A 17,838-nucleotide genomic window follows, 5' to 3' on the forward strand; every position below is an offset into this window, starting at 1 on the left:
ACCCAGCGCAGAAATATTACTCTGACCAAAGCGGTCAATCTGGGTGGGGCCGCCAGTAATGTGACGACGGCCGCTCCACACGTTGTCAAAGATGCGCGAGAAACCCATCCAGGTCTCGTTCATCTGTTTGTAGTCTTTGCCTCGGCTCAGCGGGTTGGGCTCAGACAGCAGCCAGCATTCGCTGTCGGTCATCATGATGTCGGTGTTGCAGGTTTTCATCGCGAGGCTGGCAGCAATGCGCGGCAGCACACCGATACCGGTTATCAGTACTTCGCCATCGTTTTCATAGGCGGCGGCGTTGGCGCAAATAATCAGTTCCGCCAAGGTGTAGTCTTTTGCAGGCGTAGCCATTGTCGTCTCCTTAGTAAACCGGTTTCGGCAGTTTCTGGATGGCTTCAAGACCACCGACTGCTTGCTGGTATTCGTCTTCGCTCTTGCCGTTGATGTACTTGTCGGCGTAGGCGGCAAAGCCACCTTCTTTGGCGGAGGCGTTGTACTCCTTGAAATGCGGCACATCGAAGCCGTAGTTCGGTGCGCAAGATGAGGGGTGCGCACCACCCGGCACATGCACCACACCGGTGGTCTGGCTGCGTTCCCAGAAAACCATGCGCGCTTCAGCTTCATCTGCGAAGAATTCGGTATCGACAATCTCTTCTGTCGTTACATAGGTTTTGGCGGCGGCACGGGCAAACCAGTCATCCATATGGTGGTCCGGACTGGTGATCTGGCATACACCGCGGGTATCGGCGCGATTGGCGTGAATCAATGCCGCATCCAGTTTCAGTGCCGGCATGGCCACCCACTCTTTGTCATCGTAAGGGCTGTCGATAACTTTGATATCCGGGTTGTACTTGATAACGTCGGTTCCCAGACCAACCTTGGTCGGAATAAAGGGGCAGCCCCAGGCTGCAGCGCGCAGGCCCAGCAGCATCATGCCTTCGTCGATTTCCATAACTTCGATTTCGCCCTTCTGACGGGCCTGACGGAAGTACGGCTCCAAGGGAATGAAGTCGAGAGACACGAAGGCAAACACCAGTTTCTTGACCTTGCCAGCAGCGCACAGCATGCCCACATCGGCGCCACCGTAGGCAACGATAGTCAGATCTTTGAGGTCGGATTTGAGGATTTCGCGGATCAGCGCCATCGGTTTACGACGCGGACCCCAGCCACCAATGCCGATGGTCATTCCATCGCGCAACTGGCCGACAACGTCCTGCAGGCTCATTTGCTTGTTCATATCGACTCCTTGTTCTGCGGCTGGCCCTGTGGTCAGCATTACGCATATTTCTCTATTTTAACCTAAATTAGCAATAGTTCGTATTGATTAGCCAATCAAACTACGCAATCCCGATCAGGCGATGATTTTAGACATTCGGTAATCATGCTTCACAAAAGTAACCCCCAATGAGCATTCGGTGCGTCTCACGCCCGGAATCACGCTGACATGGGTATTGAGAAACTCTGCCAGCTGACCATTGTTCTGCACCAAGGTGATCGCCAGAATATCGAAACGACCCAAAGTAACCGCCACAAAGCCGATCTGCGGCGTATCGGCCAATGCTTTGGCCACATTCTGCACTTCAACCGCACTATCGACCTCAATCCAGATGTAGGCCAAGGTAGGATTGCGCAGGTGATCGATATTGGTCACCGCGGTAATTCGGATCAGCCCTTCTTCTTCCATGCGCTTGATACGTCCGCGCACGGTACCCTCAGTTACACCCAGCTCACCGGCGATTTTGCGATTACTGGTGCGGGCATCTACCGCCAGCGCGTCCACAATTTTCTGATCCAGCTCGTCGAGGCGACGTTTGCTCATGACTGTCCTCGCGGCGTGTCAAAACGCACCCAGTTAGGTTGATTCTTCAACACGTCAATCGCCATGGCCGGCAGCAATCGTCGCACGCCCTTCACCGCTGCCAGGCGCTGGGTCAGCAACTCGGACACCGCCTCTTGATCTTCTGCCACCATCAGGCATTCAATATCGTGGCTGCCCACCACCTGACACACAGAAAACACCTCAGGAAATGCCGCCAGATCCGCCGCCACATCTGCAGCGCTGCGCCCCTCAACCTGCACGCCAACCGCGAGCATCAGGGAGTAGCCGGCCGCCTCAAAATCCGTAACCGCGACTACCCGCAATAAATCCTGCTCTTCCAGCCGGCGCAATCGGCTGCGCACCGTGGTTTCGGTTAGCCCGGTTTTTTCTGCCAGTGTTTTGTAGGGCATCCGGCCATCGTGCCGCAGCAATGACACTAAACGCTGATCCGTCTCATCAAGCTCGGCGGTATTCATCGGAATACGCTCAGCCACCGGATCTTTCAACACGCCCTCAACCATTACCCAATATCGCCTTGGCTTTCGCCTTCAACTCTGGCTTCACCACCTTGCCGGACGCATTCAGTGGCAGGCTGTCTACAATTTCCACATACATCGGCACCTTGTAGCGCGCCAGATGCCGGCTGGCGTGCTCGATCACCGCGTCTTTATCTGGATCCGACCCCGGTTTTGGGACAATGAACGCCATGCCCACTTCGCCCTGTGGCTGTTTCGGCACGCCGATCACCGCTACTTGGGCCACCCCCTCCAAGCCATAGAGGGCTTTTTCCACTTCAGCCGGATAAACGTTTTCACCGTTCATGATGTACATATCTTTTAGCCGGTCGGTAATACGCAGATAGCCGCGCTCATCCATCACGCCGATATCACCGGTACGCAACCAGCCATCTGATGTGATGGTTTCCGCCGTTGCCTCAGGCATGTCGAAATAGCCCTGCATCACGTTGTAACCGCGCACCCAAATTTCACCTTCGCTACCTCGGGGCACTTCTGCGCCGGTGTCCGGGTTTGCGCACTTAACCTCTACACCTTCAATGGCCCGACCGGAGGTGGTGGCTATGGTTTCGGCGTCGTCGTCTGGCCGACAGATGCTGACCACCCCGGTAGACTCTGTCAGTCCGTAAGCAGTCACTACGGTTTTAAAGCCCAGTACTGAACGCATATCCTTAACCAGCTGCACCGGCACAGCGGCAGCGCCAGTCACACCCAGACGCAAGCTGGAGAGGTCATAGTTGTCTCGCGCCGGATCGGCCAACAACATTTCATACAGCGAGGGAGCACCCGGCAGCATGGTGACCTGATCGCTTTCGATCTGCGCCATGGCAGCTTCCTTGTCAAACGCCATCACCGGCAGCGTCGTGCTGCCGAAGATAATCGACGCCAGCCAACCGGCCTTGTAGCCAAAGGTATGGAAGAAAGGATTGATAATGAGGTAGTTGTCGCTGCTGCGCAGACCCACCGTATCGCCCCAGGTCTTGAACACCTGGATATTCTGACGATGGGTGCACAACACGCCTTTAGGCTTGCCGGTGGTACCCGATGTAAACAGCATATCTGCGATGTCATCCGGCGCTACGCTGGCGGCGCGTTCGGCTACTGTGTCGCGATTGAGGTTGTCGCCCCCGGCCAGGAAATCGTCCCAGGTTTGCGCGCGCGCATCTTCGCCGCGCAGCAAGATGCGCTTTTCCAGTTCTGGAAGAGATTCACTCTCTAGCAGCGCCAGTGGCTCGCCCTTTTCCAGTCGCGTGTAGGTCAGCAGAATGCGCGCACCGCTGCGCCGCAGGATGTCGGCAGCTTCCGCCCCTTGCAGACGGTTATTGAGCGGTACCAGCACGGCCCCGGCAGACTGCAAGCCGATAGCCGCTTCGATCCACTCAGTCATATTCGGCGCCCAGATGGCGACACGATCGCCTTTATTAACACCCGCTGCCAGAAACGCCGCCGCCGAACGCTGTGCCAGCCCTGCCAGCTCGACATAGCTCACCCGCCGAGTTTCTTCCTTGATCGCGACCTGATCTTTATATTCATTGGCAGCCCAAGCAATCAGTGCGGGCAAACTCAGCGGTAATTTAGTGTCCGACATTTCCGTGAAATCCAAAAAATGTGGCAGACAGTCTAGCCAGCACCTAGAAACGAATCAAGGATTATGCGTAATCAGAAAGGACTATGATTACGCATTATTATGCCTAGAGGTTATGTACGGGGTGTTTCACAGAACAATGATTGTTAAGCGAGGACAGACTCCAGCTCGACAAACGGCCGCGCCTGAGCCCGCGCCACGGCCGGACAGACAAGCCGGCCGCCACAGACACTGAGCCCGCTCGCCAGGCCCGGGTCAGCCTGCATCGCCGCCTTCCAGCCCTTGTCTGCCAAGGCCTGAATATAGGGAAAGGTCGCCCGAGAAAGCGCTGCCGTCGCGGTACGCGGTACCGCGCCCGGAATATTTGCAACACAGTAATGCACCACACACTGCTCTATAAAGGAAGGCGCAGCATGCGTGGTTGGTCGACTGCTCTCAAAACATCCGCCCTGGTCGATTGCCACATCAACCAGCACAGCCCCACTTTTCATACGCGCAAGGTCACGCCGCCGAATCAGTTTCGGGCTGGCGTCGCCGGGCACCAGTACAGCGCCAATAACCACATCAGCCTCGGGCAACAGTTCGCCCAGAGTAGCCGCGTCAGAGGCGCCGATCTGAAAACAACGCCCCCACTCCTGCGCCAGCTGCGCGCGCTTGGTCTCAGAACTGTCAAGGACGGTCACCTGCGCACCCATGCCGCTGAGAATCAGCCCCGCGTTAACCCCCACCACACCGCCGCCAAGTATTAGCGTCTTTGCCGGCTCAACGCCGGTGGCTCCGCCGAGCAGAATGCCACTTCCACCCAGTGGCTTTTCGAGACATCGCGCGGCCGCTTGGGCCGCAACACGTCCGGCTATTTCACTCATAGGAAAGAGTAGAGGCAGGCGATTACTCTCATCGCGCACCGTTTCATAAGCGATAGCCGTCGCGCCGCTGTCGAGCAGGGAATCGACGAGGGCGCGATCAGGTGCCAGATGCAAATACGTAAATAGCACGTGCCCAGCACGCAGCCGCGCACACTCTTCCGGCTGGGGCTCTTTCACCTTTACGATGAGTTCCGCCGCGTCAAATAGCTGCTGCGCACCGTCGACAATAGTGGCGCCCGCACTGCGATAATCCTTATCGAGAAAACCGCTACCTTCGCCCGCTCCGCGCTGCACGCAGACGCTATGCCCGGCCTTGCACAGCAACGCCACTTGCTCAGGCATCAGAGCAACGCGATATTCCTGGGGTTTAATTTCGGTGGGAACGCCTATTTTCACCTGTAACTCCTTGAAGCAAAAGCTGTTACTTCAAGTGTAGTCGGGAATGGTGGCGATTAAATGGCGACGGTGAGAAATACCGTCGCCAGCCGGGTTTACTCGGCGCCGTCGAAGAAATCCTTGAATCCTGAAGGTTCATGACGCCCAATCACGATGGTTTCCAGCGTACCCATGCCCACCTTGTCACCCATGGTGGCGCGAACCACTTGGTGGGTGTGGATAAACTGATAGTCGAGCGGGTTAATCTCGTCCAGATTCCACTCTTCACGGCCCGTTTCCAGCTCGCCTTTCCAGTAGGCGTGACCCCACTCAAAGTGGTTATAGCCAATGCCCAGCATGTAAAACTTTTGCAACGGCTCGAGAGTGTAGTCGTAGTTGTTGCCATTTTTGTCGGAAAAATTCATTTCACCGCCAGACGCCAGCCGTGTGCCCTTGTTCCAGCTGAGCTTGTGCTTTACCTCGGTCATCTTGGTAATGCCGGGCTCTTCGCCGTCGGGAATATCCTCCGGGTTGGCGTAAAGCGGCAGCAGGTCCGCACTCACCTGCGTCGGGTGCCCATCACGGTCTTCAAAGGTTCCCATCTGGGTGCAAACGTCGCCCCAATTGACCGGATTCCATACCCAGTAAACCCCTGGCTCGTCGTTCAGCAACCCAGGCGCGCCACCCTGCGGCTCACCCACCGGGCGCACGCCCCAGGATTTGTCGCGAATAGCATAGGCCTTTTTCACTTCGGTGCGCTCACCGTCGATACTGAAATAACCCTCCCAGTAACCCAGTTGGGTAAAACGCGAGGTGTGCATAATAAGGTGACCATCGTCGTGCATGATATTGGGCGGCTCGCGATGAGGCTCGCTGGCCGCCGTGAACAGCAGATCACACTCTATATCGTGTTCGTTGGCTTCCAGCTTTACCCGCACCTGCCGCATAGGTTTTTCGATAATTATGCTCAGCGGCCCAACGACCGTTTCCTTTCGATCTTTCGGCGCTCTTCGCGATGCGTGAAAGGCATACTGCCGGTTGCCTTTGGCCACACTAAAATGGCCATCCATGATGTGGCGATTGGGGTAGAGGCCAAAACCAATTTCAAACAGGTAGCTGCCACTTTCGTCAAAGCCATTAAACCAGTAACGATCATAGAAATTGCGGTCACTGGTGGAAGGCTCTGCCACCGGAAACGGTGTCTGGTGGATACAGTAATCATCGAAACTGGTAATCATGGGGGGTCACCTGCGGTTATTAGACATGGAAAAGTGGCGATCGCTGATGTGCCAATGCTCACTGACTATACGACCGGATAGTAAGAGACGCAAGCCATCAAAGATGAAGAAAGAGACAGGTATTCAACCAGGCTGCTTGAGTACCAAGCTGGCGACTTTGTAGCTCACGGCCAACTCATCGCGCTGATTGTAGAGCTCTATTTGGGTAGTACACACGCCGCGATCCGGCTTTCTGCGAGATACCCGCTTGTCGACAATCTCAGCCGCTACCCGCAGAGTGTCACCGGCACAAACTGGGCAGTGAAACCGCACGCTATCCCAACCCAGACCCGCCACCACAGCCATCGGCTCCTGAGCCATATCGTGACTCAGCCGCACACCAATGGCTACGGTGTGAATGCTCGACGCAAATAACACCCCCAATGGCGATGCTGCGGCGGCTGCTTCATCCACATGAAAGGGCATTGGATCCCACTGACCGGCAAAGGCTTTAATCTCGTCGGCACTGAGGGTGTAGGTGCTCGAACCCTCCACCCGCGTGCCGACGACGATGTCATCGAAGTATCGCATCAGTCGCAGGCAAAGCGGTTGCCAATCGGAATTGCGGTCACTTTCACATCGTCTGGACGTTTGCTGATCTGCTCGAACAGACGCTCATAGGCAGAATTCTGGATTCGCCACTCACCGTCTTTCTTGACGTACTCGTCACGGTACAGGGCGCTGCCTTCAAACTGGGTGTTGTCGTCCAGGTTCACGAAAATATCGTGCAGGTACCACAGTCCAACGGCAGTATCTCCCGACACGGTAATTTCCGGGTGGTGTCCGTTGTGCATACCAAAGCGGGTTTTGGTAAATGCGCTTTTGTAAAAGTTTTCTATGTCACCCCAACCCTTGAAGCTGATGTCGTAGGACGGGCTCTTGAAATTTATCGTCGCGTCGGCCGTGAACACAGAGCGCTGCATGCCCTCCCAGTTTGCGGTATCCAGAAATCGGAAATAGCGGGCCTTCAGCTGCTTTATCAGCTCAATAGCTTCCAGATCAATCATCGGTCAACTCCTGATGAGTATGAATTATCGTCAGCGTACTATAGTTTGGTGTGGCTCCCAGACCATCCCCTCAATGGGTGACGCGCATCGCTTTCACAAGAGCATGGCGTGGCTGGCCTCGACGCTCCCGCCTGCGGTAGACTGTCGCCCTTCGCGGCACGGATCATCCCTTGATGTACAAGGCATCACTCCCTTTCAACCTGAGATTACTGAACATGGCGGGCAAAAGTCTGCGCCTGTTTGGTTTGCGCGGCGCCTCACTCAAGCCCCGCTCGCTCATGAAACGGGCACGCCGCAGCACAAACCTGAATGATTTTGGGCCAGATGATTTTAAAGAAGGGCTCACCTGCCTTTGCGATGCACTGGAAAGCGAAGCCAACCTGACTCCCTTTGGTCGCATGGTGGCGCAGGCTGAGCTATTGCATGTATTGGAAAACCGGCTGAAGCTTATCCACGCCTTTAAAGTGAATAGGGAGCTGAGTGGTTCTCCCATACTCCGCCCCCTGATCATTACTGGCCCGCCGCAATCGGGCACAACCATGCTGCACGATCTGCTAGCACAGGATCCAGACAACCGGGTACCCAAGACGTGGGAAATGCGCTACCCCTTTCCGCCGCCGCGAACTGAATCCTATTTCAGCGACTCGCGCATCGGCAAGGTAGAGCGCGAACTGAAAAATACCCAACGCCTTATGCCAGACCTGAAAAAGCTCTACCCGATGGGTGCGCAGCGGCCGCAGGAATGCGTTTCCATTAGCGCCATGAACTTTATGGCGATGAGTTTCAATGTGAGCTACCGCGTGCCTTCTTATCAACGCTGGCTGAGCCATGATGCAAACTTTCGCGGCGCCTACAATATTCATTACCAGTTTTTGCAGTATCTGCAATGGCGGCACAAAGCAGAACGCTGGGTGCTCATGTCGCCTAGCCATTTATGGCATTTGGACAAACTGCTGCAGCGCTACCCGGATGCGATGGTGGTACAGGTGCACCGCGACCCACTGAAATCGGTGTCTGCCTTGAGCAACCTGACATACACCCTGCGCAGCGTGTCGTCGGATGCAGTCGACATCCGCGACATTGCCCGCCAACAGGCGGAATTGGTTAGCGAGGGGCTGACACGCAATCGCGAGTTACGCGAAGCGCGCCTGCGCACGCGCGAACCCATTCTCGACCTACACTACAGTGACATTACTGACAACCCACTGGCGGCGGTGGACAAAATATACCGACACTTTTCACTGCCGCTGACAAAAAATGCCCGCGAAGCAATGACCACCTGGCTTGGCCAGCACGATTATGAACAGCTGGATCGGCACCGCTATCTGTTTACCGCCACCGGGTTGCGGCTGGAAGAAGAACGCAAGCGCTTCAAACCCTACCAGGAACGTTTCAATATCGCCCAGGAAAGGCTCTGACCACACCTCGCCAGAGCTCAGCTGACCATCCCGCCGTTATCCACCACCAGCGAATGCCCGTTGATATAGCTCGCACCATCAGAGCAGAGCCACAGCGCAGCTTCAGCCACTTCAGTCGGCTCAGCCAGACGACCGCAGGGAATGCTCTGCATGATCATGGCACTCACCGCATCACTGGCAGCCATGCTTTGTTCTAGCATCGGCGTACGAGTAGAGCCGGGCAAGATTGCATTGATGCGCACGTCCGCCTGCGGGTTCTCAGCCACCGCCGTGCGGGTAATTCCCAGAACCCCGTGCTTGGAGGCACAGTAGGCTGCCAGATTCGGCGTGCCCATCAAACCCGCACCCGACGCTACATTGACAATTGCCCCGGCCTGACGCGGCTTCATGACCCGTAACTGGTGTTTTACGCAAAGAAAGACCGACGTCAGGTTCACCGCTATTACCCGATTCCAGTCTTCCAGTGAATAGTCTTCCAGTGCGCAGGCTGGACCAACAATACCGGCATTATTGATGGCGCAGTCAAGACCACCAAAATATTTAATGGCCTTGCGCACAGCCGTTTCAACATCCTGTTCGGCCGACACATTGCAGACGTGAAAACGGCAATCGACACCCTCTGCCTGAAGCGACTGCGTGAGCGCCTCGCCCTTCTCCACATCGATATCACACAACAGAATGGACGCACCTAATTCGCCAGCGCGGCGCACACAGGCTTCACCAATACCGGAAGCCGCGCCTGTGACCATAAAAGCTTTATCGGTGAAATTCACTCGCCCTCCTGCAGGGCCTCCAACAACTCGCGCCCTTGCCAATTGCGCCGACCGCCCTGCTCCGCCTGTTTAATCAAGGCGACAATCCGCCGATTGGCCGGTACCGCAACCCCCTGCTTTTCGGCCTGTCGCACAACTTCGCCGTTCAGCCAGTCGATTTCGGTTACCCGGCCTACATCCAGATCTTCCCACATCGAAGAACGCGCAACCGGATCAATCGCCAATATCTGACTAGCGAGCCGCTTGAACAGCCAGTCCGGCGATCTGAGCACCCACGGCAGCAGACTCATCGGTATCGGCATCAGCTTTGCTGGCTTGATGCCATTGGCTTTAAGCACCGACAGGGTTTCCGCAATCAACAGCGCCAGGCAGCGACGATAATTGCGTTGCGACAGCTCATCGAGCAGTGGGATTCCCGACAACGCGTTGATTGGGTTATTGAGATTCATCAGCAATTTCGCCCATTGCACAGCGTGCATATCGTCGCGCAATTCCAGTGGCAATTCAGCTTTGGTAAAGAACGGCTGCAAGGCTTCAAGCACGGGGTGACTTTCACACATTAACTCGCCCTCCGTGCCTGCATGAAAATGCCCCTCACCGCGTTGCAGCACGTTAAAGGAAATCATTCCCGTCAATACAGGGTTGTCCGGCAAGTAGTCGGCAAGAGTGCGTGCATTACCAATACCATTTTGCAGGCTCAGCACCACCGTTGTGGGCGCAATTCGCCCCGCCAGCGCCTTTCCCACAGACCCTGTCGCCGCCGATTTAACAGCCACAATAATTAGATCAGCCTCCGCCGCAACCGCATCATTTGTCACGTAACGAATATCGCTGGCGTCCAGCCGCACATCGCTGCCCTGCCAGTTGGTTAATCGCAAACCATGCCGGCCAATCTGACCGGCAATCTTCGGCCGCCCGATCAGCGTGACCGGCACCCCGGCAGCTTGCAGGCGCCCCCCTACGTAGGTGCCAATACTCCCGGCCCCGTAGATGCATACGCGTGTATGTGTTTGATCGGCCATAGTTTTCCTTAAAGTTTTTTTACACTATAGACTACCGCCAGGGCAGGATGAACCCCGTTGCCCGACCTTCGGGTGCGGCGTATGATCGAAACACATGACAGCTTTGAGCACTCGCTGTATGCTCGACACTAATAACTATTAGTTTGTAGTTCCAGCAACCACAAACCCCAAGGGAGACACGTTTCCATGCCCTCACAATCCACTGATTACAGCTACGTTCACGCCAAAGATAATCGCAATCTCGACCACCTCCCGGGTAAATACGGGCTGCCACTTATTGGCTACACCTTTCCCTTTCTGGTTGAGCCCTACGCGGTACTGGACAAGATGTACAAACAGTACGGCCCAATCTCAAAAGCCTCACTCACGTTCAATCGCATGCTTGTTGCACTCGGCCCCGAGTACATCAAACTACTGACACTGGATCCGGAACAGATCTTTTCACCACGAATGGGATACGACGGCCCACTCGGCGATTTCTTCGCCGGCGGCCTATTGATGCGTGACTTCGGCGAACACAAAATTCATCGACGCATCATGCAGACAGCCTTCAAAAACGACGCGATGAAAGGCTATGTGGAAGATGTTCATAGCGTGATAGACAGCAGTATCAACTCCTGGGGACAACAGGCAGACTTTAAGTTCTACCCGAACGTGAAAGAGCTGCTGCTGGATATTGCAGCCAAAGTCTTTCTTGGCCTCGACCTCGAGGGCCCCGAGACCCAGCAGTTGAACCAGGATTTTCTCGACATGATGGCCGCCACGGTCGCCCTCATTCGCAAGGATTGGCCAGGATTACTTTACCGCCGAGGGATGGATGGCCGTCGCGGCCTGGAAAAGTTTTTCATTAGCCTGGTCGGTGAGAAACGACAAAGTGATGGCCGCGATATGGCCAGCTTTTTCGCCAAAGAAACCGACGAAAATGGCCAACTCTTCTCTGAGAAGGTCGTTGGCGAGCACCTGATATTTCTACTGTTGGCCGCGCACGACACCACCACCAGCGCCTTGACAATGACCGCCTCATTTCTCGCCCGACACCAGGACTGGCAAGATCGCGTGCGCGCCGAGGTGCTCGCTCTCAACAAGCCCCATATCGAATTCGAAGATTTAGGTGATAACCTGAAAGACACCGAAATGCTGTTCAAGGAAGTACTGCGCCTGCACCCGCCAGTACCACAACTGATGCGGCGCACCGTGCGCGATACAGAAATCGATGGCCACTCCGTTCCTGCCCACACCCTGATTCAGGCATCACCGCTTTACACACATCGTATGGAAGAGTGGTGGACAAACCCCCACAACTTTGACCCCGACCGTTTTGCCCCGGGCAGGGAGGAGCACAAAAAACATCCCTTTATGTGGGCCCCCTTCGGCGGTGGCGCGCACAAATGTATCGGTCTGCATTTTGCCGGCATGCTCTACAAATGCGTGCTGGCTGATATGCTCAGCCGCTACCGACTGAAGTTTGTCGATGGCTACCAGTATCCAGCAAAAGTGCAGCATTTTCCCTTTGCCAAACCACTGGATGATATGCCGCTGGTACTGGAGAAGCTGTAGCAGCGCATGCACCATAATCGCCCCGCCTAACAGCACACAACCGTGCTGCAGCGCGGGGCAACGAAAACCTTCCACGTCTGCGACAACGCCCCACGCTGCGGCGCCTGAACCCTCTTAGTGCGTAATAACGGCCAATGACTATACGCCGACCCACTGCTCAATCTGTAAAAACCCAACCACCGCGCGCACTTAAAACATATAGATATATTATTAGATCTTTTGGCATAGGCATTGCTTTACTGAATGCGCACGAAACGTGACCAAAGGAGGTATCGTGTTATGTATAAGTCTCTATGCTTAGCCCTGCTCATTTTGGCAGGCACTACATCGGCATTTGCCGATTGCTCCGTCGCTGTTTTCTACGAATCGCCCAGCGTGCCCGATGCTCGCGAAGCCGATTACACAGAAATGCAGCAGGCCGTTGCCACTATCCAGAACTACATTTTTTCCGCCGAAAAAATGCTGGAAGAGTGCAATCAACTCGACACTTTCAGCTTCAACTATTACGTAGGTCGATTGAAATCACTTGCTGCCAGCATCAACCGGCAAGCTTCGCTCTTCAACACCCTGTTGACCAACAGCTGATTTCTGCCACCTTTCCCTTTCTGCCCGCGAGTCGTCCTGTAGGCCCGCGGGCCTTTTTCCCGTTCAGTAACAGCACTCAGGTAATTCACGCAGGTAATTGTCTGCCGATCACAGCACGCTGTCAGAGGTCACACTGTGCAAGGTAGCGGTCAAGCGCATTGGCAAATTGCTGGCGTTCGCGCTGACCGAGTGGTGGCGGACCGCCACTTTGCACGCCGCTCGCACGCAACGTATCCATAAAATCGCGCATGTTGAGACGCTGTCGTATGGTGTTCTCGGTATACAGCTCACCACGGGGGTTCAATGCCTGCGCGCCCTTCTCCATAACTTCGGCCGCCAGAGGAATGTCACCGGTAATTACCAGATCACCCGCGCCCGCCCGCCGCACAATTTCATTGTCGGCGATATCAAAGCCAGAAGGCACTTGAATGGCAGTGATATTCGGATTGGCCGGCACGACGATAGACTGGTTGGCAACCAGCGTCAGGCGAATACCGGTGCGCTGGGCAGCGCGAAACAGTATCTCGCGGACGACCTTGGGGCAGGCATCGGCATCAACCCAGATACACGGATGCGTCACGAGCATTTTCCATTGCAAGAGGAAACTACAGCCGTCACCAGGTTAACCCACGCGCTTGAGCGTATTTTCATCCGTGTGGGGAAATTCCTTCCCGTAGATACTCAGGAAGGTGGTTTGCCTGTAGCGCAGGGAATCGCCATCGACAGTCACGGCCATTTCAAACGCCGTGGTTTTTGCCTTCGCCAGCATAAAGGGCGATTGGGAAATTCCCCAATCAGCACCGTCAGCGGTGGCTTTCACTGACAGTTCATTGCTGCCCGGCTGCCACTGCCCACCAGCCAACACCGTAACCGCACGCGGAATGGCCAGGGAGAAAGAGATGGTATTGTCACTGCGATCCCACGTCCAATAGCCAATCTGATCGTGAAACACCTCGTCGTTGCGCTTGCGCTTTACCACCTGGTGGTAACGCAAAATTGACAGCTTCTGGGTTTCGGCATTGGTTACGTCACCTGCGGCTTCAAACACAATGGTTTCATAGTAGGGGTTTTCTTCAACTGCATCAGGCTCAGGTGACACATCCATCCCCTGATCACCTTCCCATACGCCGATCAACGCTTGCAGCGGCCCATAATCCACAAGCATTACCGGATCTACTTCACTCATCGTTATACTCCTGTGCTCATTATTGTTCAGTTACTATCACCCAGCTGTCAGTAACTGACAACAGTGTGCAAGCGTCAACGCTCCCGATAAAATACCACAAGCTTCAGGCCGCGTGCCTGCTTGATTTTACCCACCCGAGAGGTTTAACCGATGAGCGTAGATAGCTGGACCCCACCTGATTCAGACCAGAGCATTGACAAAGCGCTACTCGATAAAGCCCTCGAGATCAGCGCGACGGATCAACTTGAATCTCTCGCACAGTTACACACTGACGATGAAGCACAGCGTCTGGCTGCCATAATGCGCCTACCGGAAGCACGCTGGCGCGAAACGCTCGAACACTATTCGTCCGACCAATTACACACCCTGCTGCGATTTTTCGTGCGGGCGGAAATCCTGGTGAGTGGTTGCGACGTTGCCGACCAGAATCCGGCGATTTGGATCAACCGCCTGCTGAAGCGGCGCGGTGAAAAACTATCACGCGACGAACTGAGCTGGATTCGCACAAACACAACCAACCGATTCATACCAAACGGCGCCCTTTAGGCGCCGCTGTAGAAGGTTGACATAGGAGATGTGTTACGGCGAAGCGGTGAAGTTCACCTCTGCCGTCTGATTCGCCGCAACACTCACGCTTGTAGATTGCAGAAACCCGATATCGTCATCCACTTCCGGGTCATCGGCCAAGGATTGGCAAGTGAGCGCAATTTTGTACTCGCCAGCTTCGACAAAGCCCACGGTGTATTCGTAGCTGCCAGTCTGCGCGTTCTGCTTCACATTTGCTGTGGTTAGCGGCGTGACCTCTACTTTGCCCGAATCAGTTTTGCAGTGTTGGCACTGCCCGTTCTCATCGACAAAAACATCACCCATCGCCACCACATCAGCTTCGTAAAGGTAGACCGCCACACCCTCATCTGTTGCCACATTATTATTGCAGCTGGTATCGGCCAACAGTGCTGAATCCACACTACCCCGGATAGTGCCCACCTCTACGTTGTTGACAACACGCAGCGCTGGTCTGAGCAGATAGTGGTTTTTGCCGCTGGGTTTGGTGAGCGCTTTGCGCAGGTCTATATCAACGGTAAAGTCCGCACTGCCGCCAGCAGGAACCGTAAAGCCAGAAACCAGCTGCAGAAATCGATTTTCGGCGCCCGCCTGCTGCCCCGGCAAGAGCAGGTCAAAAAGACCACCGGTATCTTCTTCTACCTCACTGCTGGGGCTGCCACCTACCATATATAAGCGCATATAGTTGTAGTCACCGGCGGGCACTGTCGTTTTACCCAGCACGTCTGCCGCAGCATTGCCCGTCAGATCCAACAGATTGGAAACGGTGACCGGAGGATCTAAGTCAACGGTGATTTTGTCACCCTGAGCCGGTTTGAGCTCCACCCGGTTGAAGGTCACCTTTACTCGATTAACACCATCCACGGGCGCATCCGTGACCGCCATACTGACCTCACCAGTCGGCGCCGGGGCCGGGTCATCTGAATCACTACCATTGCAGCCAACCAGAAAGAAACCCACGCCCGCCAGTACAGCCCACGCGATATTCCGTTTAGGTAGGGTGTTAGCTATCCGTATCATTGCTCTGTCTCCGAGTTGCCAAAAAATCAGGCGAATAATGGCAGTTGAACACATTAAGCTCTGTAAAATGTTACGGATTTGCGACTAAACATTAACGATTTGCGATAGGGTTAACACAACATCGACACGGACTGTCGCAGTTTAGCAGCCGTTTTTGCTAGTCATCCTTCTTGCCAAATGCGGCCAATTGCTCCGGCGTCGCGTCCTGCTGGTATTTAGCCTTCCATTGGTCGTAGGGCATGCCGTACACAATTTCCCGCGCGTCATCGTAATCAATGCTGTCTCCAAGCTCGTCGGCGGCAGCCACATACCACTTGGATAGACAGTTGCGACAAAAGCCGGCCAGATTCATAAGGTCGATATTCTGCACGTCTTTGCGACTATCCAAGTGCGCCACAAGGCGCCTGAATACCGCCGCTTCAATCTCAGTTTTTTTATCTGTCATCATTCAAATTCCCGTGTGAAGAGCATCGCCGAACACCGCCTACCTCGTTTAGCTTAGAAAAAAATGTGACGATGCTGATTAATTTAGGCACAATACGGCGGCAAATTTGGATGGGCAACCCCATCATAGCAATCAATAGGCATTATAACTGCCATTAATTGCCTGAATAAACCAGAAAAACGTATACTGCTCGACAGCTGTGCCTTATTCCTGGGGGGGAGTTTTTGGCATATTATCAGAGCGGTAATCCCTCCCCCTCTACGCCCGCAAAAACGTGGTTATAACACCAACGTGGGTACCTGCAAGCAGCAAACTAAGGAGCTTGGTGTGATAATTGGACTGTGCCGTGAGCACGCCGCCGGAGAAACCCGCGTAGCGCTCACACCCCCGAATATCCAGAAGCTGGTCGACAAGGGCCAGACTTGCCTGGTAGAGGCCGGAGCCGGATTGGCCGCTGGTATTTCCGACCAGGACTATATTGACGCTGGTGCCGAGATTGTCGATTCGACAAACACCATCTATGAACGCTCGGAAGTGGTACTCGCCATTCAGCCCGTCAGCCCTGACCCCAGCGTGCGCGACGAACACCTCGCCCGCCTGCGTAAAGGCCAGATCATTGCCGGCATGCTCGACCCTCTGGGTGAAGCCGAGCTGGCCCAAAAGATCGCCGATACTGGCGTAACGTCACTGGGTCTGGAGATGGTGCCCCGCATCAGCCGCGCCCAGAGCATGGACGTACTGTCTTCCATGGCTACCATCGGCGGTTACCACGCTGTTCTGCACGGCGCCTCCCTGGCACCGCGCATCTTCCCGATGATGATGACTGCAGCGGGCACCTTGAAAGCCGCCAAGGTTCTGATTCTCGGTGCTGGTGTTGCCGGCTTGCAGGCCTGCGCCACCGCCAAACGCCTCGGCGCTGTCGTTTCAGCCTATGACATCCGCCCCGCTGCCCGCGACCAAATCATCTCTGTTGGTGCCAAGCCAGTTGATCTCGAGCTGGAAAATAACGAATCTGAGGATTCTGGCGGCTACGCCAAAGAGCAGACTGCCGAGCAGCTCGCTCAGCAGCAGGCTGCGCTGGCCAAGGTGCTTGCCGAGCAGGACATCATCATCACCACAGCTGCCGTACCAGGCCGCCGCTCTCCGGTACTGATCACCGAAGAGATGCTCGAGTCGGTACAGCCAGGCACCGTGATTGTTGATATTGCCGCCGAGCGCGGTGGTAACTGCGCCGCCACCAAGGCAGGCGAAACCATCAACGTTAACGGCGTGATCATCTCCGGCCCGCTTAACCTGCCGGCACGTCACCCCTTCCACGCTAGCCAGATGTTTGGTAACAACCTGACCACCCTGCTGGATCTGCTGCTGAATGATGAAGGTGTACTGGAATTCGATTTCGACGACGAAGTGGTTGCCGGCACCGTGGTTACTCACGATGGCGAAGTCACTCACGCCATGATTCGCAACATTCTCGGGCTTCCCGCCATGCAGCTGGGCACTCCCCAAGAAGAAGCTGAAGAGAAAACAGGAGAGTAAGCATGGAAATTCTGATTATGCAGGTGAGCCTGTTTGTGCTCGCCCTCATGCTCGGTGTGGAGCTGATCACCAAGGTTCCACCCACACTGCACACCCCACTGATGTCGGGCACCAATGCAATCTCCGGGATTGCGGTTGTAGGCGCCATTCTGGCTGCCGGCAACACCGACGGCGGCGAAGTTGCCCGCTGGCTTGGCTTTGTCGCGGTAACACTCGCGTCTATTAACGTGGTTGGCGGCTATATGGTCACCAACCGTATGCTCGCCATGTTCAAGAGGAAGGATTAAA

The 17,838-nt window shown here is 55.3% G+C and carries 20 protein-coding genes and 2 pseudogenes; 6 read left to right on the forward strand and 16 right to left on the reverse strand.

What is annotated here, in order from left to right:
* The 10 genes and pseudogenes from ABYP39_RS03530 to ABYP39_RS03575 all read right to left on the reverse strand — a co-directional run.
* Positions 1-351, reverse strand: a pseudogene (locus ABYP39_RS03530) (ketoacid CoA transferase); the annotation flags it as partial.
* A 10-nt stretch (positions 352-361) separates the two neighbouring features.
* Positions 362-1,237: a CoA transferase subunit A gene (locus ABYP39_RS03535; RefSeq protein WP_372749540.1), complete on the reverse strand. Its 876-nt coding sequence runs from the start codon at positions 1,235-1,237 to the stop codon at positions 362-364.
* Between the two features lie 114 nt (positions 1,238-1,351).
* Positions 1,352-1,819: an Lrp/AsnC family transcriptional regulator gene (locus tag ABYP39_RS03540; protein WP_372749539.1), complete on the reverse strand. Its 468-nt coding sequence runs from the start codon at positions 1,817-1,819 to the stop codon at positions 1,352-1,354.
* The gene (locus ABYP39_RS03545; RefSeq protein ID WP_372749538.1) at positions 1,816-2,340 is read right to left on the reverse strand and encodes an Lrp/AsnC family transcriptional regulator; all 525 of its coding nucleotides are present in this window, start codon (positions 2,338-2,340) and stop codon (positions 1,816-1,818) included. Before ABYP39_RS03545 ends, ABYP39_RS03540 begins: the two co-directional genes overlap by 4 nt.
* On the reverse strand, positions 2,333-3,922 hold the full coding sequence (locus ABYP39_RS03550; RefSeq protein WP_372781159.1) for a FadD3 family acyl-CoA ligase: 1,590 nt from the start codon (positions 3,920-3,922) through the stop codon (positions 2,333-2,335). Before ABYP39_RS03550 ends, ABYP39_RS03545 begins: the two co-directional genes overlap by 8 nt.
* A 143-nt stretch (positions 3,923-4,065) precedes the next feature.
* On the reverse strand, positions 4,066-5,181 hold the full coding sequence (gene ald / locus ABYP39_RS03555) for an alanine dehydrogenase (protein WP_372759590.1): 1,116 nt from the start codon (positions 5,179-5,181) through the stop codon (positions 4,066-4,068).
* Between the two features lie 95 nt (positions 5,182-5,276).
* Positions 5,277-6,107 (reverse strand): hypothetical protein, encoded by an 831-nt coding sequence (locus ABYP39_RS03560; protein ID WP_372781161.1) that lies wholly within the window; start codon positions 6,105-6,107, stop codon positions 5,277-5,279.
* Between the two features lie 20 nt (positions 6,108-6,127).
* Positions 6,128-6,382 carry a DUF6703 family protein gene (locus ABYP39_RS03565; protein WP_372765423.1) on the reverse strand — a complete coding sequence of 85 codons (255 nt, stop codon included), beginning with the start codon at positions 6,380-6,382 and terminating at the stop codon, positions 6,128-6,130.
* 139 nt (positions 6,383-6,521) lie between these two features.
* Entirely contained in the window at positions 6,522-6,968 is a 447-nt protein-coding gene (locus ABYP39_RS03570) for a MaoC/PaaZ C-terminal domain-containing protein (RefSeq protein WP_372781163.1), read from the reverse strand.
* Positions 6,968-7,444 (reverse strand): nuclear transport factor 2 family protein, encoded by a 477-nt coding sequence (locus ABYP39_RS03575; protein ID WP_372750180.1) that lies wholly within the window; start codon positions 7,442-7,444, stop codon positions 6,968-6,970. The genes ABYP39_RS03570 and ABYP39_RS03575 overlap by 1 nt, the downstream gene beginning before the upstream one ends.
* A 173-nt stretch (positions 7,445-7,617) precedes the next feature.
* Between ABYP39_RS03575 and ABYP39_RS03580 the strand changes: the two genes are divergently transcribed.
* Positions 7,618-8,862 (forward strand): sulfotransferase, encoded by a 1,245-nt coding sequence (locus ABYP39_RS03580; protein WP_372781165.1) that lies wholly within the window; start codon positions 7,618-7,620, stop codon positions 8,860-8,862.
* A 17-nt stretch (positions 8,863-8,879) separates the two neighbouring features.
* Here the strand turns inward: ABYP39_RS03580 and ABYP39_RS03585 are convergent, their stop codons facing one another.
* Positions 8,880-9,635: an SDR family NAD(P)-dependent oxidoreductase gene (locus tag ABYP39_RS03585; RefSeq protein ID WP_372750651.1), complete on the reverse strand. Its 756-nt coding sequence runs from the start codon at positions 9,633-9,635 to the stop codon at positions 8,880-8,882.
* On the reverse strand, positions 9,632-10,657 hold the full coding sequence (locus ABYP39_RS03590) for a 2-dehydropantoate 2-reductase (protein ID WP_372764900.1): 1,026 nt from the start codon (positions 10,655-10,657) through the stop codon (positions 9,632-9,634). Before ABYP39_RS03590 ends, ABYP39_RS03585 begins: the two co-directional genes overlap by 4 nt.
* Positions 10,658-10,843: 186 nt before the next feature.
* Between ABYP39_RS03590 and ABYP39_RS03595 the strand changes: the two genes are divergently transcribed.
* On the forward strand, positions 10,844-12,214 hold the full coding sequence (locus tag ABYP39_RS03595) for a cytochrome P450 (RefSeq protein ID WP_372759073.1): 1,371 nt from the start codon (positions 10,844-10,846) through the stop codon (positions 12,212-12,214).
* A 279-nt stretch (positions 12,215-12,493) separates the two neighbouring features.
* A complete protein-coding gene (locus ABYP39_RS03600) occupies positions 12,494-12,799 on the forward strand; it encodes a hypothetical protein (RefSeq protein WP_372759072.1) in 306 nt (101 codons plus the stop codon).
* A gap of 121 nt (positions 12,800-12,920) precedes the next feature.
* Here the strand turns inward: ABYP39_RS03600 and ABYP39_RS03605 are convergent, their stop codons facing one another.
* Together ABYP39_RS03605 and ABYP39_RS03610 are read right to left on the reverse strand one after the other, a co-directional pair.
* On the reverse strand, positions 12,921-13,385 hold the full coding sequence (locus tag ABYP39_RS03605; protein WP_372781167.1) for a YaiI/YqxD family protein: 465 nt from the start codon (positions 13,383-13,385) through the stop codon (positions 12,921-12,923).
* Positions 13,386-13,421: 36 nt separating this feature from the next.
* The gene (locus tag ABYP39_RS03610; protein ID WP_372759070.1) at positions 13,422-13,985 is read right to left on the reverse strand and encodes a heme-binding beta-barrel domain-containing protein; all 564 of its coding nucleotides are present in this window, start codon (positions 13,983-13,985) and stop codon (positions 13,422-13,424) included.
* A 150-nt stretch (positions 13,986-14,135) separates the two neighbouring features.
* Between ABYP39_RS03610 and ABYP39_RS03615 the strand changes: the two genes are divergently transcribed.
* Positions 14,136-14,531, forward strand: coding sequence for a hypothetical protein (locus ABYP39_RS03615; RefSeq protein ID WP_372759069.1), 396 nt, complete (start codon positions 14,136-14,138; stop codon positions 14,529-14,531).
* A gap of 480 nt (positions 14,532-15,011) precedes the next feature.
* Here ABYP39_RS03615 and ABYP39_RS03620 read toward each other — a convergent pair.
* Together ABYP39_RS03620 and ABYP39_RS03625 are read right to left on the reverse strand one after the other, a co-directional pair.
* Positions 15,012-15,623 (reverse strand): annotated as a pseudogene (locus ABYP39_RS03620) (DUF4382 domain-containing protein); the annotation flags it as partial.
* 103 nt (positions 15,624-15,726) lie between these two features.
* Positions 15,727-16,017, reverse strand: a complete 291-nt coding sequence (locus ABYP39_RS03625; RefSeq protein ID WP_372781169.1) for a DUF1244 domain-containing protein — start codon at positions 16,015-16,017, stop codon at positions 15,727-15,729.
* A gap of 324 nt (positions 16,018-16,341) precedes the next feature.
* On the opposite strand from ABYP39_RS03625, the gene ABYP39_RS03630 reads away from it, so the two are divergent.
* Together ABYP39_RS03630 and ABYP39_RS03635 are read left to right on the forward strand one after the other, a co-directional pair.
* Positions 16,342-17,550: an NAD(P) transhydrogenase subunit alpha gene (locus ABYP39_RS03630; RefSeq protein ID WP_372781171.1), complete on the forward strand. Its 1,209-nt coding sequence runs from the start codon at positions 16,342-16,344 to the stop codon at positions 17,548-17,550.
* Between the two features lie 2 nt (positions 17,551-17,552).
* Positions 17,553-17,837 carry an NAD(P) transhydrogenase subunit alpha gene (locus ABYP39_RS03635; RefSeq protein ID WP_372750160.1) on the forward strand — a complete coding sequence of 95 codons (285 nt, stop codon included), beginning with the start codon at positions 17,553-17,555 and terminating at the stop codon, positions 17,835-17,837.
* Position 17,838 lies beyond the last annotated feature (1 nt).

The sequence above is a fragment of the Litorivivens sp. genome, from assembly GCF_041625495.1.
GTDB lineage: Bacteria > Pseudomonadota > Gammaproteobacteria > Pseudomonadales > Spongiibacteraceae > Litorivivens.